At 60.7% G+C, this 21,394-nt stretch carries 20 protein-coding genes and 5 pseudogenes; 14 read left to right on the top strand and 11 right to left on the bottom strand.

What is annotated here, in order from left to right:
* Positions 1–2: 2 nt before the first annotated feature.
* From F6X42_RS36725 to F6X42_RS36710, 4 genes are all read right to left on the bottom strand, one after another.
* Positions 3–884: a TrbG/VirB9 family P-type conjugative transfer protein gene (locus F6X42_RS36725; protein WP_376776501.1), complete on the bottom strand. Its 882-nt coding sequence runs from the start codon at positions 882–884 to the stop codon at positions 3–5.
* Positions 885–889: 5 nt separating this feature from the next.
* A complete protein-coding gene (locus tag F6X42_RS36720; protein WP_090812782.1) occupies positions 890–1,600 on the bottom strand; it encodes a VirB8 family type IV secretion system protein in 711 nt (236 codons plus the stop codon).
* Positions 1,601–1,951: 351 nt separating this feature from the next.
* Complete coding sequence (locus F6X42_RS36715) at positions 1,952–2,200, bottom strand: hypothetical protein (RefSeq protein ID WP_187638807.1); 249 nt, start codon at positions 2,198–2,200, stop codon at positions 1,952–1,954.
* A gap of 107 nt (positions 2,201–2,307) precedes the next feature.
* Positions 2,308–2,580: a DUF7673 family protein gene (locus F6X42_RS36710; RefSeq protein WP_312892985.1), complete on the bottom strand. Its 273-nt coding sequence runs from the start codon at positions 2,578–2,580 to the stop codon at positions 2,308–2,310.
* A gap of 592 nt (positions 2,581–3,172) precedes the next feature.
* Here F6X42_RS36710 and F6X42_RS36705 point away from each other — a divergent pair.
* From F6X42_RS36705 to F6X42_RS36695, 3 genes are all read left to right on the top strand, one after another.
* A complete protein-coding gene (locus F6X42_RS36705; RefSeq protein ID WP_312892984.1) occupies positions 3,173–4,366 on the top strand; it encodes a ParA family protein in 1,194 nt (397 codons plus the stop codon).
* 18 nt (positions 4,367–4,384) lie between these two features.
* Positions 4,385–5,413 (top strand): ParB/RepB/Spo0J family partition protein, encoded by a 1,029-nt coding sequence (locus F6X42_RS36700; RefSeq protein WP_187638806.1) that lies wholly within the window; start codon positions 4,385–4,387, stop codon positions 5,411–5,413.
* 318 nt (positions 5,414–5,731) lie between these two features.
* Positions 5,732–6,865 carry a Replication protein O gene (locus F6X42_RS36695; RefSeq protein ID WP_187638805.1) on the top strand — a complete coding sequence of 378 codons (1,134 nt, stop codon included), beginning with the start codon at positions 5,732–5,734 and terminating at the stop codon, positions 6,863–6,865.
* A 293-nt stretch (positions 6,866–7,158) separates the two neighbouring features.
* Here F6X42_RS36695 and F6X42_RS36690 read toward each other — a convergent pair whose 3' ends face one another.
* From F6X42_RS36690 to F6X42_RS36675, 4 genes are all read right to left on the bottom strand, one after another.
* The gene (locus F6X42_RS36690; RefSeq protein ID WP_187638804.1) at positions 7,159–7,773 is read right to left on the bottom strand and encodes a hypothetical protein; all 615 of its coding nucleotides are present in this window, start codon (positions 7,771–7,773) and stop codon (positions 7,159–7,161) included.
* A gap of 338 nt (positions 7,774–8,111) precedes the next feature.
* The gene (tnpC, locus tag F6X42_RS36685) at positions 8,112–9,548 is read right to left on the bottom strand and encodes an IS66 family transposase (RefSeq protein WP_187638803.1); all 1,437 of its coding nucleotides are present in this window, start codon (positions 9,546–9,548) and stop codon (positions 8,112–8,114) included.
* 461 nt (positions 9,549–10,009) lie between these two features.
* A complete protein-coding gene (locus F6X42_RS36680; protein WP_187638802.1) occupies positions 10,010–10,225 on the bottom strand; it encodes a hypothetical protein in 216 nt (71 codons plus the stop codon).
* Between the two features lie 51 nt (positions 10,226–10,276).
* Positions 10,277–10,492: a hypothetical protein gene (locus tag F6X42_RS36675; protein ID WP_187638801.1), complete on the bottom strand. Its 216-nt coding sequence runs from the start codon at positions 10,490–10,492 to the stop codon at positions 10,277–10,279.
* 1 nt (position 10,493) lies between these two features.
* On the opposite strand from F6X42_RS36675, the pseudogene F6X42_RS36670 reads away from it, so the two are divergent.
* Positions 10,494–10,773: pseudogene (locus F6X42_RS36670) on the top strand (IS21 family transposase); the annotation flags it as partial.
* A gap of 364 nt (positions 10,774–11,137) precedes the next feature.
* A complete protein-coding gene (locus F6X42_RS36665; protein WP_187638800.1) occupies positions 11,138–12,607 on the top strand; it encodes a ParB/RepB/Spo0J family partition protein in 1,470 nt (489 codons plus the stop codon).
* Between the two features lie 254 nt (positions 12,608–12,861).
* Here F6X42_RS36665 and F6X42_RS36660 read toward each other — a convergent pair whose 3' ends face one another.
* Entirely contained in the window at positions 12,862–13,212 is a 351-nt protein-coding gene (locus tag F6X42_RS36660) for a hypothetical protein (protein ID WP_187638799.1), read from the bottom strand.
* A gap of 690 nt (positions 13,213–13,902) precedes the next feature.
* On the opposite strand from F6X42_RS36660, the pseudogene F6X42_RS36655 reads away from it, so the two are divergent.
* The 7 genes and pseudogenes from F6X42_RS36655 to F6X42_RS36625 all read left to right on the top strand — a co-directional run bounded on the left by F6X42_RS36655 (position 13,903) and on the right by F6X42_RS36625 (position 18,961).
* Positions 13,903–14,978: pseudogene (locus F6X42_RS36655) on the top strand (DNA-binding protein).
* A 5-nt stretch (positions 14,979–14,983) separates the two neighbouring features.
* Positions 14,984–15,199 (top strand): hypothetical protein, encoded by a 216-nt coding sequence (locus F6X42_RS36650; protein ID WP_121325512.1) that lies wholly within the window; start codon positions 14,984–14,986, stop codon positions 15,197–15,199.
* Positions 15,200–15,222: 23 nt separating this feature from the next.
* The gene (locus F6X42_RS36645; RefSeq protein ID WP_246530408.1) at positions 15,223–16,113 is read left to right on the top strand and encodes a serine/threonine-protein kinase; all 891 of its coding nucleotides are present in this window, start codon (positions 15,223–15,225) and stop codon (positions 16,111–16,113) included.
* Positions 16,114–16,330: 217 nt separating this feature from the next.
* The gene (locus F6X42_RS36640; protein WP_187638797.1) at positions 16,331–16,909 is read left to right on the top strand and encodes a hypothetical protein; all 579 of its coding nucleotides are present in this window, start codon (positions 16,331–16,333) and stop codon (positions 16,907–16,909) included.
* Positions 16,906–17,169: a hypothetical protein gene (locus F6X42_RS36635; protein ID WP_187638796.1), complete on the top strand. Its 264-nt coding sequence runs from the start codon at positions 16,906–16,908 to the stop codon at positions 17,167–17,169. The genes F6X42_RS36640 and F6X42_RS36635 overlap by 4 nt, the downstream gene beginning before the upstream one ends.
* 314 nt (positions 17,170–17,483) lie before the next feature.
* On the top strand, positions 17,484–17,789 hold the full coding sequence (locus F6X42_RS36630) for an HU family DNA-binding protein (RefSeq protein WP_312892987.1): 306 nt from the start codon (positions 17,484–17,486) through the stop codon (positions 17,787–17,789).
* The gene (locus F6X42_RS36625; RefSeq protein ID WP_187638794.1) at positions 17,786–18,961 is read left to right on the top strand and encodes a PDDEXK nuclease domain-containing protein; all 1,176 of its coding nucleotides are present in this window, start codon (positions 17,786–17,788) and stop codon (positions 18,959–18,961) included. Before F6X42_RS36630 ends, F6X42_RS36625 begins: the two co-directional genes overlap by 4 nt.
* Positions 18,962–19,048: 87 nt before the next feature.
* On the opposite strand, the pseudogene F6X42_RS44645 reads toward F6X42_RS36625, so the two are convergent.
* Positions 19,049–19,453: pseudogene (locus F6X42_RS44645) on the bottom strand (ImuA family protein); the annotation flags it as partial.
* A gap of 24 nt (positions 19,454–19,477) precedes the next feature.
* Here F6X42_RS44645 and F6X42_RS36620 point away from each other — a divergent pair.
* A pseudogene (locus F6X42_RS36620) lies at positions 19,478–19,796 on the top strand (hypothetical protein); the annotation flags it as partial.
* Between the two features lie 616 nt (positions 19,797–20,412).
* Positions 20,413–20,760 (top strand): NIPSNAP family protein, encoded by a 348-nt coding sequence (locus tag F6X42_RS36615; RefSeq protein ID WP_187637450.1) that lies wholly within the window; start codon positions 20,413–20,415, stop codon positions 20,758–20,760.
* A 388-nt stretch (positions 20,761–21,148) separates the two neighbouring features.
* On the opposite strand, the pseudogene F6X42_RS36610 reads toward F6X42_RS36615, so the two are convergent.
* Positions 21,149–21,259, bottom strand: a pseudogene (locus tag F6X42_RS36610) (type II 3-dehydroquinate dehydratase); the annotation flags it as partial.
* Between the last annotated feature and the right edge of the window lie 135 nt (positions 21,260–21,394).

Genomic DNA, 21,394 nt, shown 5'->3' with positions numbered 1-21,394 from the left:
GATCAGAACACCCCGAACACGCGCCGGCGACCGCGCGTCACCGTCACTTCGTCCTTGCCTGAGACGAGAACGATCTCGTCGGCCAGCCGCTGGAACACCAGGAAATCGCCGCGACGGATGAAATTGCCCACCACGCGGTCGCCGTGATCCTTGTACATCGGCACGGGCCACGTCTGGGCTTTAACTGGCATGCGCATCCAGATGGAATGGCCGTCATCGAATACGACCTCAGGTCTGAATTCCGCATTACCGTCGACGGTGTAATCCCAGTTGAGCTTGTCGGGCGAGACCGTAATCGAGCCCGAATCGCCGCCCCGTTCTGTCGCGGTCGCACCCGCGCCAGCCCCTCCGGCTTCGTCGCGCACATTTACGCGTGCCATCGGCGCGCGAGGATACTGAAAGCGCACGGTCTGGTAAAAGAAGCCACCGGCGGGCGAAGCGATCAGCGTGAAGTCGTACTCCCGGCGGTTCGTCGTCAGGTGCAGCGTGTTCACCAGGTCTGCCTTGTGCGGCTTGATGAAGACGTGGTTCATCTTGTCGTCGTCAATCTCCCACTGGACACTGTCGCCCATAGCAGGGTCGGCGATCAGCTTCTCGCCCGGTTCGAGCTCGATGGTCGTCAGCTTCAGCGGCGCCGTCAGCACACGAAAAATCTGGTCGCGGCTGTAGGGAAACACGCCGATGCGGGCGTCACCCGGCATCGTCAACGGGTCAGAACCACCGTTAAACGGATTGACAGGGCTCATCGGGTCCCCGGCGATCATCGCGGCATAGAAGGAGCCGGTATCGGCAGGCCGCTTGGCGTACACCGCTGCTGTGGGCAGGATGATTGCTGCGAGCAACACGAATAGCCCGCGCGTGGGCCGCTGGTATCTGGAGGTCATGCTGTTCAGGCTCCGCCGGTCCGCTCGAGGCGGAAAAACGGGATGTAGATGCCGAAGGGATTCGCCGTGAGGGCCGCATCAGCGGTAGGCGCGACGATCTGGTAGCGCAGGGTCAGCGCATAGGACTTGACGTCCGGCTTGCCAGTCGCGCCTGCTTGGGAAGTCGTCGTTGTGAATTCAACGAGGACGGTCTGGTCTTCGAGCAGCGCAATGTTTCGCACATTGACTTCACGGATCAGTTTCGGATTTGCAGTGATCTGCTGGAACGGAGCGTCGTCACGCAACCAGCTTTTGAACTGGTCGGTTGCAGCCCCAATCATCTGGGCCTTCACCGAGTTGATGTTTGACGACATGCGCGACGTCGTCAGGCTGTCGGTCAGCACCGGCTCGATCGTGAACCAGCGCACCGCCATATCTCGCATGCTCGTGCGCACGGCTTGCGAATCTGGCTTGTAGGCGATGAGCTCCGTGACTACGGGATGACCGCTCACGTCCGCCGACACACCGACTACGCGCGTAACTGAAGGCGGCGGCTGTCGAGTCCAGACCGCCCCTGCAGCAACGGCAGCCGACGCGAACGCGATGAGCATCCAGCGATTGCTTTCGACCTTAAGCCGCGTGCTCGTCTCGAAAATGACTTTCGATGGATCTTCCTCGGCATACATGCCGGGGGCCGTAGATAGCGCGGCCTGCCGCTTGTTCCTGAAAATGCGCATGGCAACCCTTGATGAATGGCTACCATTGAAACAATTTCTAACCAGGCTTTTGCGGCGAAAGGCACAGAGTTTTAACTGCCTTTTCAGCAACCCGTCGCTGGCGCTTCACGCCTCTCCTAACGCTTCCGTGTAACGCGTTACGGGTCTAAACGTGAAAAGCTTATCGATTCGCGCATCTTTCCTAGGACACCCGACCGGTGGTCTGTGTTACCGGTTGTACACGTGAGTCACCAATTATCCTCTTGGTCTATAACTGGTGATTCCTGGCTGAAACGTTTTTCCGTGTCATATCAACTGGTTAGGACCAGTCCGGCCGTCCGCTGCTTTTTAAAGCTTTATACGTGTACAGTCCTACGCGAACCGCTGACGCTTAAGAGCAGCCTTGATCCCTCCCACAACCTCTCTCGCGCGTTCGACGTTGCTAGCCGGAACCCCTCGCGTAAGTGTATGGTCGTTTTGTGGATCTCGACCGCATTCGGTCCAATGGCCCTCAATGATCGCCAATGTGATGCCCATCGCAGCGGTATGCAGGTCGCAGAAGCCGCGATACGTGTAAAACTTGAACGCATCGTCGGTTTCAAATTTCTGGATGTTTTCCACCAGATCCTTTTGCGAGCATGTTCGTTTCCTCGTAGCACGTGCTGCTTATTGGCTCGCTGCGGCGCCGGCGTCGCTTTGGGCGAAGAATTTCGCCAAGGCCCGCTCGGCTATGTTGCTGATGAATCATGGCCTGCTGGAGGAGCGCGGCTGACTGCCTTGAATTGCTCTTCATAGGCCCGCGTGTCTGGATAGCTGTGCGCTCGCGAGGCAAGTCCGAACACCGTGATCATGTCCTCGACGATCTCGACATCACATCCCCACGCCGTCGTCAGGTCGTAGCTTCCGCATGAACCCGGGTTCCACCATGCAAGCAGGCAATCAGCAACGCGACGACTCTGGCCCGTGTTGCCGGCCGCGATCGCCAGCAGGTTCTCGAGCACCCTCTTCTCCGCGGGCGCGATGTCTTCTGCGCAATTTCGAATCCTTGTTGTCAATGTGGAGGGAAATAGGATCGAACTCCCGAGCTCGGCGTTGCGAACCCCGCGCTCTCCCATCTGAGCTATCCCTCCGACCTTGGTGGCTTCAGTCTGACCTAGCCTAGTCTGTCGGGCACGGGGCTGTAGGACGGTTAGTTGCGTCTCCGTACTCGTTACAAACTACGTAACAAACACTACGAATCGCAACCGTAGCGGTGGATCCGGGTACGGAGGAAGAAAGTCGCGCGATTTTTTGAAGGCGCTCGGCTGACGCGCCTAGAAACTGCGTGAAACAATCACTTCGTTTTCGCACTAACCCTTTGATTGAGCGCCGATCTAACCTCTTTTCTTTTCTCTGCGTGATTGTTTCACGCGGAGCCAACGTAGCTCTGTCGTCGCCCTCCCTTTGCCGGACACATCCCATGTACCGTGCGCGCGGCGGCAACTCCTAAGAGTTTACTTGAAGTTAACCAGATAGGCGGCTATTCTCCCGGTTGGCAGTCGTTCCCTACTAAACCGGGATACTCCCCACCAACCAGGATAAGGACACCGTACCGTGAACGCACCTGATCTCGCGGCAACGAGAATGCCGGAAGCTGAAGAGGAGGTCTCCGTCGACGATCTGGTCGAACTCTCGACCCAGGCAGGAGACGTCCTCGACAAGATCCGCGACGCGATGCTTGAGCCGTACCCTCGCAAAAAGGCACCTACTTTCACGAGCTCCTCACTGGCGAGCCTGTGCGGTATCGACAAGCCTCGCGTCAAATACCTCAGTGGCAAGGGCGACCTACCGGTCGGCGCGTCGACCGGCGCCGGCCGCGCCAAGGTCTTTACGCTGGAAGAGACTATAGCGTGGATCAAGGCCACCTCGAAGCGCGCAATTCGTCCCAAGGGCGCACGGGCGCGCGTCATCGCGGTCGCGAACTTCAAGGGCGGGGTCACCAAGACAACGACCGCCGTTTCTATTTCCCAGGGGTTAACCCTACTCGGTCGAAAAGTATTGATCATCGACTGCGATCCGCAGGGTTCCACGACCCAGCTGTTGGGCTACGCGCCGGAGACAGAGGTTACGGACGAATCCACCCTCCTCCCACTGTTCTACGGTGATGAGAAGGACGTGCGGTTTGCGATCCGCGAGACTTACTGGCATAACCTCGATCTCATTCCCGCGCGCATCGCTCTCTCGGATGTTGAATTCGAAGTGCCCGCCAAGCTGCTCTCCGATCGCAAGTTCGAGTTCTGGGACATCCTCAACAAGGGACTGAAGCCGGTGCTCGATGACTACGACGTCGTGATCGTGGACACTCCGCCGGCCCTCAGCCAGCTGACCACGAACGCCTTGGTTGCTGCCGATTCGATCCTTCTACCCTGCCCTCCTGAAGGCATGGACTTCGCCAGCTCGACCCAGTTCTGGCGCCTCTTCTCTGAAGTTGCGCGGCGACTGCCCAACGTGAAGGACGAGAAGCGTTACGACTTCGTCAAGGTCATCATGACCAAGGTCAAGAACACCGAGCTGTCGCGCGTGGTTCAGGGCTGGCTGCACAAGGCATATGGCTCACGCGTTCTGCCGATTCTCCTGCCCGAGTCAAGCGTCCAGGTCAGCGCAGCCGCCATGCTGTCGACCATTTACGACCTGTCGAAGTCGGAAGTGAACAGCGCGTCCTATGCCCGCATCCGGCAGCCGTTTGACCAGCTGACAGAGTATCTGGATAGCCAGATCGTGAGAGCCTGGACGAAGGAGGTGGTCTAAATGAGCATGGCGAGACGCATGGCCGAAAGAACCAGCAACATCCAGGCGGAGCCCGTCAAAAGGGAAACCACCGCCGATGATTCGCCTAGAACGTCGACGGGTCGGCTGCTGGATGTCCAGTTGCGGGTGAACGACGCGATTGATCGCGCCGACGCCGCGGAAGCGAAAGCGGCGAGCGCGGAGAGCGCGCGGCAAGCCATCGAGCAGTCCCTGGCGGAAGCGCGCCGACAGCTGGAAGCCCTCGAGAAATCATCATCCGCAACGGCTGGCGACATCGAGATCAGCACGCTTATCGAGGTCGAAGGTCGCCGGCGGGTACTCTCTGCGGAAGAATACGCGGAACTGAGTGCCAACCTGGAGTCCAGCGAACTGATCCACCCGATCGTCTACCGGCCACTAGGTGATGGTCGCAACGAACTGATCTCCGGCCACAACCGGGTATCGATCTACCGGGAGCTTGGCCGCGACCGGATCAAGGCCGTGCCCTTTACCGGTACGCAGGCTGAGGCAGAACTCGGGGCAGTTTTTTCGAACCTGCTTGCGCCTTCCCTCCCCGACTATGAGAAGTACCGTCAGTTCGTCCGCATGCAGGAGATATCGGGATTATTGCAAGCCGACATCATCCGGTTGTCCGGTCTGACACAAGGGCACGTTGCAAGAATCTTCTCGTTCGCCAATCTGCCTGCTGCGGCGAAAGAACTGATCGCGAAGAATCCGCATCGTCTCGGCGGCAACGCTGCGCAGAAGCTTGCAATGATTGCCGAGCAGGGTCACGGCACGGAAGTGGTGAACGCCATCAAACAGCTGGTAGAGAACGCCTCGCTGACGCAGGAAAGGGCCGTGACCCTTGCCTCGCCGAAGGCAAGCAAACCGGTCGCACCCCAGGCTCGGACGTTTAATCGCGGCAAGCGCAAGGTCTGCGACATGACGGTACGGAGTGGGGTGATCGCGTTGCGGTTCAGCGGCAAGGAAGGCGAGAACGCGGCGCAGGAGTGGAGTGAAAAGATCGCCGAGTACATCCGCAGCAACCTGCTGGCCGCGGAATAACATTCTAAAAGAATGTCTTTTCAAATCAATAACTTAGCAAGTTGACTTGCGAGACGCACCGAAACAATCTTTTAGAATGTCGTTGAGAAACAAGGGCTTACGAAAAAAGGAAGCAGCGATGAAGAAGGTTTGAAGCTGTAAAAAACAAAAGCCTTCGGCTGGAACCGAAGGCTTTTGAATATTCGGGCTTGGCTGGAACCTCGCCCACTACACTCCACCGGCTGGAACCGGGAAGGGACCTGCATCAATCCCGAGTGTAGCGGAACTCGACAGACAGTCAAGCGCTAGCCAACCATTTTTGTGGTTTCGATCGCAGATATGTCTATCGCGCAACGCTTCGTTGCTGGCGAGGGTGACGCTCATCCTCAAATCAGCAACTCGGTCGAAACAGATTCGGCCGCCCTCACCGCCTTTCAGTGCGACGCCACCAACCTGCCATGGGTCATCTTTCGCGCAGCGTTCCGGGCCTCGCATATTGAAGGCCTCCCGCACCGGGCCCGCGCCCTCCTCTCTGCCCTCGCCCGCACCGTCGACGCCGGCCGTCCTTTCGCAGCGATCTTTGCACGGCGCGAGTTGCTGACCGGCCGCGCCATGCAGTCCATGCGGACGCTCTACCGTAGCCTCGATGACCTGGAGGCCGCTGGCTTGATCGAGCGCCGGGCACAAGGCCGCTACGTGGAAGCCGGCCTCTTTGGCCGGTCCTACCTGCATCTCACCCAGACTGCGACTGACCTCCTGGGACTCACAGAGAACCGCCCTGCACCTGCCGAAAGCCGCATAACAGAACCGGAAACTGAGTCTTTGGCCCGCCCGTCTGCCACGATGGCAGACGGTGCTATATATAAGGATCTTAGCCCTGCTTCTTTTCAAAAGAGACAATCAGGTCAGGTGCCGGCAGATCTCCAGCGTCTTCAGGGCCTGGGGTTTTCTGATTTCCTGATTTTCAAACTCATGCGGATCGCCCGCGAGAACGGCAAGCGTCTCTCCGATGTCGTCGAGGTTACGTGGGATCACCTGAAGCAGGCCAACCGCCCGATCAACTATCTCGGCGCCCTGGTTCGCAATCCGGTCGACTTTGGTCACCAGCTCCGTCAGAAACACGCAGATCGACAGCAAGCCCAGGCGCAGTCCGATCGTAGGCAAGAGGCCGAGGCACAGACCCGGCATCTCGCTGGCCAGACTTTTGAATCCCTCGCTGGCGACGTGCGCTACACGATCGACCCAACGGGTGACCAGATGTCAATCTGCGCCCTCGAGGAAGGCGTGGTGAGACAGGCAGTAAACTGGAAGCAACGTTTTGTGCAGGCCCTGAACGCCGGCCGCATCCGCCGCTGTTTGTCGGAAGCGGTCACACCGAATGGCGGGAAGGCTCCTCTCACCGAATTGGCCCGCGGCCATATTGCCAGCCTGCGCTCGGTGCTCGGGATGCGCCCAGTAGCAATGAGAAATTGAAGAAACAAAAAAGACGGATCCGGAGATCCGCCACTTGCCCTGCCGTACGCTAGCGCTGTTGCGTGCCAAAGCGCTCCAGCTCACTGAGGGGAAGCCGGCCGACCTCCTTGCCGTTACCACAGCCCGCGAGCTCACGAAGGAGTCTAAGGTAATTCGTATCGATGTTTTCGTCTTCGCAGAAGGCAATGAATGTAAACGGGTCGACGACTGTCACCAGCGGCGTGGAATTCGATGAAAACGGACGGTTTGAAATTCACCCTGATGAAGCGATAGCACGATGGCGGGATCAAGGGTCAAGCTGGTTCTGCGCTGCGACTCACCTCAGTGGCTAATCCGCTGACAATGCAGCAACTACAAGGAAGCAGGAGAACGGAGCGAAGAAAGATAGAGAAGAACCAAGCTTTAGACAAACCGCGCCCCGAAGAAAATGAACCACGAAAAGTCGGTTCCACGCAGTGAGTTTCACACCGTAAGTTTTTGACGACTCTCAGATCGCCAATGACAAAGACGCCGGTGTTGCGCTCACAGTCGCGCCAGTCACGCAGCGTTGCCCGGATGTCATGCGCTTCGTTCCTCGCAAGCGAGACCTTCCGTCCATCGAGCGTGGTCAGCGAGCCAGCGTCCTCGCGGACCACGAGAGGGGGTTCCACGCCATTGATCAACCTGGATGCAGCGAGCGCAAACCACAGTCGACTGTCCAGTCGGTCAAGGAGGAAAAGGCATTGCTTGACGGCGGCATCGAGGTTTTCTTCCCTGAGCGCGGCGACGTTGTGCAGGCCGAGCAGGGCGCCGTCCTTGATCAGCCTGATATCTTTCTGCGTCATCGCCACACCGGCGCGCTGGTAAAACTCGAGGAAGATCGCCTCGTTCTTCTGCGACTGTGTGTAAAGCTGTTCTAGCACGGACATTGTCAGGATTCCTCAGGATAAGATGCATTTACCCTGGATTCGGGATCGTCCGGGTGATATATGGCTGACTTTGATTTGAATCGCACAGCGAAAAAATAAGGGGGCATACAGCCAGGGAGCATTCTCCCTGGCTTATGTTTCATGTGGGGTTAGGCCGCCTGCAGCGACAATTCGCACGCAGGGCAGTGCTCACGTGACCCGGACATTCTCCGTCCAGCAGGAACGCCTTTGTCCTTGCAGGCCTGATAGACACGGGACAGATTGTACTCATGTCCCGGGAGGGACTTGAGTCCTTCCGCAAAACGCTGGTGATGCCTGAACGGCTCGATCGTTTGTAACTATTCAGCAGTCGGCATAGGCGAGAGCACGTTGCCGGCGAACGCGTGAGCCAAGGCTTCAAAGAGTGATCTGGACTGCTTACGCAAAGTGGCCAGATAGGAGCGGATGGTGCAGAAGGCGTCGAGGCCGTCTTGGCTGCGGAAACAGCCCGAGACTTTCTGCTTGAGCTTGGGCATGCGGATGTCGCGCTCAGCCTGGTTATTCGTGAAGGGTACCCGATGATCAACAGTAAAGCGCCAGACCTGGTCGGCATGGCGTTCCAGACGCGCCAGCAGGTTGAACGCAGGGCTTTGCCTGACCTTGCCTCGCTGCTTTGCCCCAGAGGGGGTGCGTTCCTGCTGCGGATTGAGTCTGCGGCCTTCGGCAATCAGTTCGCTCGAACGCTGCCGATAGTAACGTTGGCGCTTTTTGGACAGGCTCTGTGCTCCCTGATCGATACTGCGGCCGACCTCGCCGCACGCCTGCCGCAGCAGATCAATTATCTGTGCGGCCCAAGCCTGCTGCGTGGTTTCCGAGATGAATATCAGCTCGCGCAGGTGATGGGCATTGCACAACGCGTGCTCGCATTCGTAGTGTGTGTAGGGCGCCCAGCCGTCATGGACGGCCACGCCTGTGAATGACGGGAGAATGCCGTGACTGTCCATCGCCTCCTTGCCCCGCTTCTGATGCGCGCCCAGCCAGCTCAGCACCGCCGTCGATGCACTATGCAGCCAGTGAAGCTTGCCTGCCACATGCACGCCCGACTCGTCGAAGTGCACCACGCCGGCTTGCTGCAGCGCCTGCCTGATCTGGGCCACGGAAGGCGTGAGCGCAATGGCCGCTTCGTTGATGCAGTTCTGGATCGTGCCCGTGCTCATGCGCACACCGAACATTTCCTTCAGCGCCTGAGCCGTACGGTCCACCGGCATTTGCAGGTATTGCGTCAAATACACGGCTGCGGCCTTGATCTGGGCGCCATACTGCACTGGCCGGTTCACGCCTTCGGGAAACGCTGCGCGATGCACCTTCCCGCATCCGCACTGCGCCTGCTCGACGCGATGCTCAGTGACTTCGAAGCGGATTGCTGGCAGGTCAATGACCTGCCGCGATTCGGCCGAAATCGACACGTCTTCGCGCGCAATCGGCTGGCCGCAGGTATCGCACAGCGGAGCAACCGGATGAATTTCGATGTGCTCCGGCTGCCCAACGCGTTTGAGCGTGTTGCCCTTGTGACCGGGCTGGCCGCCAACCTTTGCCTTGCCACGCTCGCGCAGGGACTTCGGCTTGCGGCGCAAGCCATCCGACGACGGTGGCTTGCTCGAATTGTGACTGTCCTTGCCCAGTCTTGCCTCCAATTCATCCACCCGCTTGAGAAGTGCATTGACCAACGGCATCAGTTCGATGATGAGAGCATCCTTCTGCTCGTGCGTCATCGACTTCAGATCGGGAACCTGCAACTCGGGGGCTTCTTCGGCATCCCGAGACTATGCCAGGTTCAGCCAATGTTTACAACAGCCGCTGAATAGTTACGATCGTTTGCTCAAAGTCCGTGAGATACACTGTGAAGTCGAGGCTATCTCGTTCAGAGATCCAGACATTGCAGTAGCCAAAATGTCGACCCCCGGGGTGCTTATCCAGCCGCATCTTGAGTCTTGCGATGCGCATACCGCGCTCTCGAGGTGTTGCGTCACCTCGGTGCTGCCACGCGGTACACGTTCATTGCCCAGCACCACGTACAACCATTCAACTACTGCCATGCCAATCGTTCACTTGGACTTCCTTTCGTTATTTTTTGCTACGGCCCTCGATAACTCTTAGTACATCGAAAGATAAGCTACTTCGAAATACGGACTGCTGAGTCAACTACACTGCCTAATGCGAGAGGTGAATCTTTCTGGGGTAGGGGAGTCCTCCTTGGTTAAATGGGTTGGGGCAGCATCTGCACGAAGTCCGTGATGTCGAGCGAGACGACGTATTCCTCGAGGCGATACGAGAGCTCGTTGTACATCTGGTTGGTGATCTCGTACGTCCGCTTCGCGAGCTGATCGAGCGTGACTTCCGTTTCATTCTTCGGCTCGAACTTCTTGCTGAGCGGGTTCAGGAACGGAATCTTCCGCACCAGGTTCAAGACCACCTTGCCGATCCGGCTACCCGGTTCCGCACCGACGCCACCGATGTAGGTGTCTTACACATCCCAGACGACGTTCGCCAGCAACTGCAGGTGCGTGCCGGAGTCGAGACGTTTGCCGTTCAGAATCGAGGCGACGTGATGCTTCTTCAACACCGGGGTGTCGAGATCCTCGCGCAGGAAATCCCACGCGTACGAGGAGTAAAGAACTTCTCGGTGGTTGGTCTCGATTTCACCATCATCGAAGACAGCGATGAACGGCTCGTGGAGCATCGTCCAGAGTTCTTACCGCTATATCCGACAGGACTTCTTCCTCGCACGGCGTTTCCTGAATCTGGGCGACCTGAACCGGCAACCGCGTGAAGGGCTTGATACGGTTGCCAACGTCCGCGTGCATGGCACCACACAGCGCGTCGTGGCCCAGCACTTCAGTGAGGAACGCGCCGCGCTCCCAGGCGTTGCCTGCCGGTCTGTTCAACGGTGTGATCCGGCTCGAACGGCGGGTCAGCCACGAAGGTCTCGTTTCCGTCGGCGGAAATTACTACAGCGTGCCGATGCCGACGTTACGGTGAAGCGAGAGACCGGGGCGTTTACCCACGTTTACCCGGGGAAACGTGGGTTCTCTCAGCGTTGGTACCCAGCATCCTAGCAACCACTTGGACTTTGAAACGCTTCGTGGCCATCTTCGGAAAGTTTACTTTGATGATCTGCGAATAACAGTAGAGCCGCCCCTATTTCCAAGGAATAACGCGTGACGCGGAAAAATCCTCTCGCGCGGGACGAGAACTCTTGCTAGGGCGAGAGGCGCCGATAGTATGAGCGAAATCATCGGACGAACAACATCGGATTGGCGCCTGTTTTGGTTAGCTTTTCGACAAATTGCGGTCCGGGGATGCCCGGACAATGAGTAAGGGACTGATGATCATGAAAATTGCGAGAAAGACAAACGCAGGTGACGACCCGCTGGCGCTGGCCGCGTTATACAGGGCGGGCTTAGGCTCTAAATGGGAGACCATGACGGAGGCGGCCGTCGCAATGGCCGCGGTAGGGGTGCGCGCGAGCAAGAATCGGATAGTTCAGGCGGTGGCGGTCTCCGAGTTCCCGACGGAGATCTTGGCTCTATTCGCCAGCGTTGGAATGGTCAACCGAACAGCTCGTGAGCTTATCCGAGCGCGAAACGAGCAGGGCATAGCTGACATGGTGGCGCGCTCCGCTAGTCTCAATCCTGCGGGGAAATCGAGGTCCGAAATTTTGGCGCACGTTTGCAACACCCGTAGTACGTCCGGCTATCGGCGGACGTACACGGGCGAAATCCCTCTCGCGCTGAACGAGCGATATGTCCAAGGATGTCGTTCCGGCCTATGGTCAACAGTGCGACAGGCGGCGGACGCGATGGGTATCTCGCATTCCAGGCTGACGATGGCGTCCGCTATTGCCGCGTTGCCGCAGGAGTTACTGAATGCTCTCCCCACCGGAGGCCTGACTTTCGAGACGGGTCGCGCCCTTGTGGACTTAGTAGCGCTTCGCGGGGAAAAAGTCATTTGCGAAGAAGCGATCTCACTTCAAAACATTGTCCCCCGACTCAGCCCTCAACGCTTGTTGAATCGCCTTGTCGGAATTGACTGCTCCCCGTTTCAAGCCAAGGTGCGGCGGGGGAAGAAGAAAAACGGTCGTTCCGGCGGGCTCTTCGTCGAGCTACATCTTGACCCTTCAGATCCGGAAAGCGAATCACGGCTTGAGATACTCGTTGGTTTACTGAACGTGGAATTTGGAAGTCGTTCCGTGAAGGCCGGCAGCGGCGTCGTTGTGCCGAAAGAAGATCACCTTCGACCATATCTTGCACAGCAGCAGCAGCGGCTCAACAGACCAGCTCCCCTTTCGCGTCTTTCGGTACCGCCCGACCTGTCCGGGTCTGCCGGAACAAACCGCGATACTTCCGTGCCGCCCGCAGGGATTGACGACGATCGCGCCGCGCTGGACCGTTGGCTGTCTGACTATACAAGCCCCGCGACTAGGAACAGATATCAAAATGAATTGGAGCGGCTGCTGTTGTGGGCGCTTCTCGCAAAAGGCAAGCCGCTGTCGAGCATCGATGTGAACGATGCGAACGAGTACATAAATCGGTTTACATTGGACCCACAGCCATCATCTATGTGGGTAATGAGAGGGCGACGCCCGCGCGACGAACCGACGTGGCGTCCCTTTCGAGGGCCGCTCTCGGACGAAAGTCGCCAAAAAGCTCTCCACATAGTGAAAAAGTGCTTTAACGATCTCATCTTGTATCGGTACTTGGTGGCAAACCCCTTCCAAAATGTGAAAGTCGATCATCGGCCGGATGTTCGGTTAGAAAATGAATATACTGAATTACACGAACGCAGTAGGGCGTGAAGACCGCTGCACACCCGAACCCGGCTTGCCAAGACAATGACCCCGGAGGGGCACCCGGCCGAGGTGATGTACCGAGGTCGCGAGAGCATCAAGTCACGTCGGCGTTGTCGGCCGCCTTGCCTTAGCGTGTTATGTACCGGCTCCCCTTAGGAAGGCTTCGGCCTCCCGGTACTGACGGCCAATCTCTGCAGTCGCACAGATCGAGGTCGTGTCCAGCGAGTCGTGGCCCGCAAAATTCCGCGCACTCTCGAGACTCATGCCGTTCGCGACCGCATGCGATACGAAAGTGTGTCGCAACCAATGCGGGCTGACCTCTGCGAATGCGCGGGCATGCGGCATTCCTCGCGCAACGCGGCCGCGGTCGCGGCGGAAAAAAGCCGCTTCACTGCCTTGTAGAGCTGGTCGTGATGGATCGGCCCAGCTTGGCGGGCGACGGCGGCCAGCGCCTTGTGAACATCGTCGCCACGCTCGGCCGCTTCACGCCGCACCTGGCCGATGTCCTGGTTGTCGGGCAGGGCGGGGATAAGCGGAGTGCCGACAGGGCAGACGAGGGGATCGCGAGGGAAATCCCGCGTTTCCAGGTAGTCGCCGAGTGCCTCCAGCACGGCTGGCACGAGCGGAATGAAGCGCTCCTTTGCGCCTTTCCCCACCACGCGCAGTAGATGGATCGAGCCAAGCTCAGCGCCGGCGTAACGGACGCTAATGTCGCCAGTGAAGGCGCCACACAGTTCGGCGCGGCGCAGGTCACCATCGCCTGGCGCTGGCGCGAGACTGCAAGCGGCCCGTAGAACGGCCGCCAGCGAGGATCGTGACGCGGGAACTTGCGCCCGCCATCCGACACCGAGCGCGAACGCGGTTGCGGATCGTCCAAAAAGAGCCTGTAGGTGAGCAGACCCTCGTGCGTGAGCGATGACAAGGGCTTGCCCAGCTGCACGATGGACCACAACAGGAGCCGCTCAGCTTCCTTGCGGTAGTTTTCGAACGTGGTCTTTGTGTCGATAACACGGGCGAGCCACGCGCGTATCGCGCTCAGGTCGTCTGCCGCGGTGATCTGCTTACGACCGGTCGCCCGGCTGACGCCATGGCGGCCGTCAAGGTCGGGAGCGGGCGCGGCGCGATCAGGGTCGTCGTCATGGTTTGAACGTGGATCGATGGGAGCACATGTCACCGTGATTGTCGCACGCGCGGAAGAGCCTTTGACACTACAGGGATAATGTCAAAATTATTTGAAGAGAGCGTTAGGTATAGAGCGGTTTACGTTGTTTTATTTGGCAAATTCTACGCAAACCACTCCCATGCCCGACGCCCTCCCTGACGAGACCCGTCTCGCCGCCGAGATCGACCGCCTGAAGGCCGAAATCCCGAAGACCCGCGAGCTGTACCGCGAGGTCTGCGCGCTGCTGTTTTTCCGCTTCGGTATCACGCCGACCGCGAACCGTCTCTACCAGCTGGTGAAGCGCGGCAGCATGGGTACGCCGACTCAGGTGCTGGGCGAGTTCTGGACCGAGCTGCGCGAAAAAAGCCGCGTGCGCATCGAGCGTCCGGACCTGCCCGCCGACCTGCAGGCCGCCGCCGGCGAACTGGTCGCGACGCTATGGACCCGGTCCACCACGTCCGCTCAGGCCGAACTCGAGGCACTGCGCGTAGAAGTGGAAGGACAGCGCACGGACGCGGAGCAGCGTGTCGCGGCAGCGCGTGGCGAGCTCGACCGGACGGAAACGGCGCTCGAGCAGCGCACGGCGGCGCTGCTCGCTGCGCAGGTCGAGGTCCGCGAACTGGAGAAGGCACAGGCCGAAGGCCACGCGGCGCGGCACGCGCTCGAGGCCGAAATCACACGGCTGAAAAACGAGGCGGCGGTGCGGGCCGAGAACTGGACAAGGTGCGGGAAGGGTTCTCGCGGGAACTGGAAAAGCTGCGCGGAACCGCGGAGCGCGCCGAAGAGCGCCAGCGTGCATCGGAAAAGCGGGCGCTGCTCGAGATCGATCACGAGCGTGGCGCCGCCGCGAAGCTGCGCAAGGAGCTCGACGAGGCGGCAAAGCGTGCTGACCGGCGCGAGGTGGATCACCGCAGCATGATCGATGGCCTGCAGGCACAACTGGGCGACGCGCGGCATCAGGCGGGCGTCCTGCAGGGGCGACTCGATGCCTTCGAGGCCGCGAACGTGACGCTGCAGCAACAGCTCGCGGCAGCGCGTGGGGACGATGCCCGCCCAGCCCGCGCGAAGGCCGCGCCTGCTCGTCCAACGGCGGCACCTGCGCTGACGCGTGCCTTGCGGTCGGCGGCCACGCCGGGCCGCTCGCGCAGGGCATCGGCAACACCGGCGTCACCAGCGACGGCAGACAAGCCCGTGGTGCGTCGCAAGCGGGGGTAGGCACGATGGAAGACAGGAACAGCCGCCGGCGGAAAGGCCGCAAAGCCCCGGCCTGCCCGCCGATCAGCGCGCTGATGCGTTATGGCGAACGGATCGTGCGGGTGGTCGCCGAAGCCAGCGGCCAGCGCGTGATCATCGAATCGGTCAACGAGGACGGCCGCGCCTTCCGCAGCACCGTGAAATGGGCTAGCCTGAGCGCTCTTCACGATCAACTTTTCTGAGCGCGATGACCCTACCGCAGACCATGCAGCAGCTCGACATCTTCGCCGACAGTCGGGACGTCATGTTACGCAACGACGTGCTGGAGCAGTTGCAGCGGCGCCATGTGGCCGCCGCGCGCGTTGCACTGGATCTGCTGCGCGTCGAATTTCCGGACGATGGCGCGCTGCCGGCAATGGTCGTGCTGGTTCGCGAACTCGGGCGCGCATCGACAGCGCCGCTCGCTGACCATGTGGCCTTGGCCATCGCGCGCCGGCACCTGGACGACGAGGTGGCGCCCGCCGCCTCACGGGTACTGCCCGCGCACACCGTTCACGCGTGGCTCGCACCGTGCTGGCGATCGCTCGCCCAGCGGGCCGCGGCCCTGGAATTTCGGGGCGCCGATGCCGACGGCCATGCTGCGCCGCTCTGGCTGCTGGCGGCCGACTGGGCGCTCGCCAGCGAAGCGGTCGAGACCATTGAGTCGTGGTGGCGCATTCCGGCACCGCTCGCGTGGATGACCGAGGCGCGCTACAGAGCGGGTGGGCTGGATGTCGCGTGGCCGCTGCTGGCGGAACTGACGTGGCTGGCGCCCGCGCGGTTCGCGGCATTGCTGCCCGGACTGGGCGACGCTTCGCTTGACGCGCTACGCCGGCGCTTCGATGCGGAGTTTCCGGGCACGGGCGAGGTGGACGATTACGCCTGGTTTCCGGCGTGGCTGCTGGTGGTCAAGCCGGCGCTCGCGGGCCGGCTGGGCGAGGCGCGCGTGCGGCGTGACCAGGCAGCGTCACGCGCGACGGCCCTGCTGGGGGAAGTCCTGCGCCGGGAGCAGGAAGGCGACCAGCACGAACTGGTCACTCTGCGTCAGGAGCTCAGTCAGTGGCACGCTGGCCTGTTCGGCGCCTACATGGCCACGCGGAAAGTGCAGCACCGATGAGTGCGCCTTCTTTGCCGCTGCCAGATTTACTTCCGGAACGCTTCTACTTTTCCTTCGTCGGACGCTGCTGGCCGGTGGTGTGCCCGTGCGGCTCATTGCGCACCTGCGGCGTGTGAAGCCGCGGCGCCAGTCCGCGCGGCCGGTGAAGGCGTCGAAGCCGCCGGCGCGCGATCCCCGGCAGGGCGAACTTCTCTGACGCACCCTACGGAGCCGAAAAATGGGCCGACCCCGAATTGAGTGGAACGATGCACAACTGCTCGCGATCATGAATGGCATCGAAGCGATCGACCGGGATTTCCCGCGCGACAACGCGCGCTTTCTGGATGGACTGATCGCGGAAGTCCGGGCGATTACCGGCCGCGTGTTTGGTGCCACCACCTATAGCCGGCTGCTGCGCGATGTCGCGCCGCAGGTCGGCGTCCAGCGCCATCCGAGTGCCCCGACGCTCCAGCAGGCGATCCTGCGAGCGCAGGCGCTCGCGCCGATCTCACAGCAGGGCAGTGCGGATAATCGGCCGGTCGATCTCGACCTGATGCGACAGGCGCTGGCTCCCGTGGTGCGCGAGGCGCTCGCGCCGCTCTATGCGTCACAGCGCGAGCGGGCCGCCGATTACGGGACGGTCACTGCGCGCGATGCCGGCGATCTGGGCGAGACTCACCAGCCAGCCCCGGCGCTGCTGCAGGCGGGCTGGAAGATGCGCATGGACGGATCCGGCGTCTTGAACAGGCGAACGCCCAGTTGCACCGCGAGCTTGGCGAAGCGCATGCAGCGCGGGATCTGGCCGGTGAACACGTGAACCGGCTGCTCGGTGAGCTGTACGCGTCGATCGAACGCGCCGGCCTGGGCACGACGACCCTCGCGCAAGCGGCCGCGCAGCTGGCCGGCACCGAACGCTTCCTCAAGATACAGAACGATGCCGTGCGGCTGCAGGCGAGCAGTGAGGCAGACGCGCTACGCGCGCAGAACGGCCAGCTGCGTGAGCGGATCGACCATCTGCTGCTTGAAGTCGATCAGTACCGGCGCGCCCTATCGAGCCGACCGCCTGGGAGTCGCTGAGCGCGCAGCACGCCGGCGTGCTGCGCCCATCCGACCTGAACGTGGGTTCCGGCCGGAGCCCGCCGTTCGCGTCATTGCCGCTTCGCGATGACTCCGGTTATCAGATGTGGTGATTTGTCTATATGGCGCTTCCCGGTCGTCGCCCGATGACGAGCGATAAATTCGTGAATAATCTGCGGTGCCCGGGCACTTCCGACCGACCTCGACGGCGCATGGCGGAAGTCAATGTACCTTAAGTTAATCCGGTTGCTGCAGAATCAGACCCCCTCTGGTCGTGATTGCGTGAAGGCAGGCCGATCGGGTAGGGTGGCAACATCCCCAACCACAACGAGGAATCAACAATGAACAAACAGGAATTGGTGGATGCGGTCGCGGCGCTAACCGATGAAAGTAAGACCGCGACCGGCGAGATGATCGACGCAGTGATCGCTGCGATCACCGGCGCGGTGACGAAGGGCGATACCGTCCAGCTGATCGGCTTCGGCTCGTTTTCCACGGGTGCGCGCGCCGCGCGGGTCGGCCGCAATCCGGCGACCGGCGCCGAAATCCAGATCCCCGCAGCGAAGACCGTCAAGTTCACGGCGGGGAAGGCGTTCAAGGATGCCGTCAACGCGTCATGACGAAGGTGGCAATCGTGCCCGGCGACTACGCCGGGCTGCAGAAGGAAGTGATCAGTGTCGTCGAGTCGGCGCGACGCACGGCGGCACGCAACGTCAATGCCGTGATGACCGCCGCCTACTGGGAGATCGGGCGGCGGATCGTCGCCAGTGAGCAGGGCGGACAGGCGCGCGCTGGCTATGGACAGGCGTTGATCGCCCGGCCCGCGGACGACCTGACACGCCGTTTCGGACGCGGGTTCGGCAAGGCGAACCTGGCGAGCATGCGCGCTTTTTATATCGCCTGGCCCGAGACGGAGATTTTCCAGACAGTGTCTGGAAAATCGGTAGCCTCCGAAAATGTCCAGACGCCGTCTGGAAAATCGCTGCCGCCGAAAGACGTCGTCGACGCCATGGCAACGGCGCCCGATCACCTGGCGCTGGCTACCCGTTTTACGTTGCCGTGGTCCGCCTATGTGCGCCTGCTTTCCGTGAAGACGGCGGCGGCCCGTGCTTTCTATGAAACCGAGGCGTTGCGCGAAGGCTGGTCGGTGCGTCAGCTCGACCGCCAGATCAGCAGCCAGCTCTACGAGCGGCTGGCGCTGTCGCGCAACAAAGCGGCGCTGCTCAGGAAAGCCGCCGATGTCCAGCCGGGTGACATCATGACGCCGGAGGAGGCCATCCGGGACCCGTTCGTCCTCGAGTTTCTGGATATCAGGGACGAGTACTCGGAGTCGGATCTCGAGGCCGCGCTGATCCAGCATCTGGCCGATTTCCTGCTGGAGCTCGGCGACGATTTTGCCTATGTGGGGCGGCAACGGCGGTTGCGGATCGATGACACCTGGTTCCGGGTCGATCTGGTGTTTTTCCACAGGCGCCTGAAATGTCTCGTCATCATCGATCTGAAGGTCGGCCGCTTCAGCTATGCCGATGCCGGGCAGATGCACCTCTATCTGAATTACGCGCGTGAGCACTGGATGAAGCCCGGCGAAAATCCGCCGGTCGGCCTGATCCTATGTGCGGAGAAAGGGGCGGCCGAGGCCCACTATGCGCTCGACAATCTGCCCAACAGGATTCTGGCCGCCGAGTACCAGACCGTGCTCCCCGACGAAACACTAATCGCGAAGGAGCTCGAACGGTCCCGTGCAGAACTGGAACGGCGGGGAATGTCCGGCGAGCCTGGCGAGGTCGAATAAACCGGGTCGTGACGGTAGCCGCCTGCGGTCGCAACGCTTGCTGGCACAGGGAGCGACACTGCGCGCGCTGCTCATGTGGGGCACCGGCGCGTACTGCGTCCAGAACAGGAGCGCACCGCAGCTTCCGGCACGCAGGATCTGCTCGGCTGACCACAATGCGTCGGCGGTCTTTGTGGCGCGGATCAGCAGCTGTTCTGAGGAAAGGCCGATGTACTCGAGACCGAGGCCGTTCGGAACGTGCGGCGGCTGAACCACCGCAACTGGCCGTTTGCCACGTGTGCTGAGCGCGGGTCGAAGCGATCGCATCTCTCCCACGCCGGCCTGCTGGACCAGCAGGTCAATGAGGGCACCGATCGGCCATCCGCCGCCCGGCAACTCGGCTGAAAGCGCCGGGTAGCCGGCGTCGACCGTCCTGCCACGGCCGCGCGCCAGCTGCGACGCCCGCCACAGGGACGGGTGTATTGCTTCCGGGACAGGTGATGGGGCGGTCATTGGATTGCGCAAATACCTGTATATATGTACAGGCGAACAGGCACTTTTTTCGGAGGAGTCAAGGTTGATAGACGCGTTCGCAAGCCTGATAACCATCCGACAGCCAGAAATTGCGGCGTTTGTTGCTGGGATGAAAGCGGCGTTCGGCGAGCCGGAAATCGATGAAGCCATCCGCCGCGGCAAGGCTGGGGAACCGACGTTTTACGCATGCGAAAATGGCCGCACTATTGGCACCCCTGCGCCAACGCAAGCCAACGTGTGGCGTGTTGACGGGGCGGTGCACAACCGTCGCTACTGTGCTGACTGCGACGGTTCGTGTGTCGGCACTGCGAAATCGTGCCGGGGCGTGAACGGCACCAAAGCATACGGAGAGGATATGTTTCGATCTTTGAGTGTGGGCGCAATACTGCTTGCAGTTGCTTCGACCGCAGTCGCAGGCGAACACTACGTTGAAATCTGGAACCCGCCTGAAGCGCGGATGCAGCCATCCGGGAACGGCAAGCCTAAACCAGGCAAGGTTGCGGTGCTCTCACATCACGTATCGAAAGCTACACCGCGCCGGGTCGCCGATCCGGTAACGAGGTAACGAGGTTCTTGCCGAACAAACGCGCGGGGAATGGTCCTGGTAAGGCTGCTATACCGCGCGCGACAGACCTTCCTCGAATAATGACACCCGAAGGGAATGTGCTCCGCGTGCACGATGGGGGAACGCTGGTCGAAGTGGTCCGATAAGAAAGGTCCGTCTGGGAAGGCCCCTCTCTGGTCGAGAGCATGAGTCCTTCAGGCAAGTAGTCGATCACGAACGGCAGAATAGGGGCGAGCTCCGTCTGTCATCATCTATCTCAGTGCGGGCCACTGAGCGTCATTCGCCCGCTCCGTTGCTCGAACATGACGTTCGGCTATGTCACCGGTAACGCGATCGCCACCAAAGCCATGACCTGCAAAGAGAAGGTGCACGCATGAGTACCCACCCAATGTTTCTGGCAAAGCCCCTCGTGGATTTCCGGGTCTACACGATCGCGCTGCGCAAGATGCCCGAGTTTCTCGATGTGTTTGACAGGCTCGCCATGCCGATCCTGCGCGAGACGCTTGGACATCCGCTCGGTTTTTGGACCAGTCTGGTCGGGCCGCAGAACCAGTTCACCCACCTGTGGGGGTATGACGATCTGGCAGATTACGAACGACGGTGCCTTGCACGCGATACGCATCCGGATTTCCCTGCCTATCTCAAGGCATCCGGCCATCTGATCACGGCACAGGAGACACGGCTCATTCGTGCCGCCGCGCTGGATAGCGTCGCAGAGTAGGTCGATGCTCGAGAGTTCTGCTGTTAGTTGACAGCCGAGCGTCGGATCGCGCTGGTCGTTGATACCTGCAGCGATTGAAACGATAGTGCGTCGGCTGCGGTGAGCGATTGTCGACGAACTGGGCAGCACAGTAGACCGTCTCTTCATGGCCGACACTACCCTGTCAATCGCAGAGCCAGATTGCTGCCTTTTGAAGACACCGATGTCAGTTCCGCAGAACGCTTACGGAACCGGTGCTATCGGTTAATTTCGGCTACTCGGCGGAGCCATGCGATGTTCACTCGAACGGCTGGTCCGCTCGGAATCCGGCCCAATGCCCGAAACGCGCATGTCTGCCGAAGCGGGCTCCCTCAGTGAGCCCGCGTGCTTCATCAATTGAGGGACCGGCTCAAGTCTGGTTGCCCCACAGATCGTCAATCGCGCGGATCGCCAGCAAATATCCGTTCGCTCCTGCCCCGCAGATCACCGCAGTGGCCGCCACCGAGATCGTCGAGTGACGATATTCTTCGGCTCTGTCGCAGTAAGGTCAACGGGTCAAGCAGCAGTGATATGCGGAGGATTGCTTATGAAACGAGCGAGTAGAACTGCTGTGCGGGAGACAGCGGAGTCTCGCCCCGACATTTCATCTGCCCTT

It is taken from the genome of Paraburkholderia podalyriae (genome assembly GCF_014397785.1).
Taxonomy (GTDB): domain Bacteria; phylum Pseudomonadota; class Gammaproteobacteria; order Burkholderiales; family Burkholderiaceae; genus Paraburkholderia; species Paraburkholderia podalyriae.
This window is presented reverse-complemented; position numbering and strand designations above follow the sequence as displayed.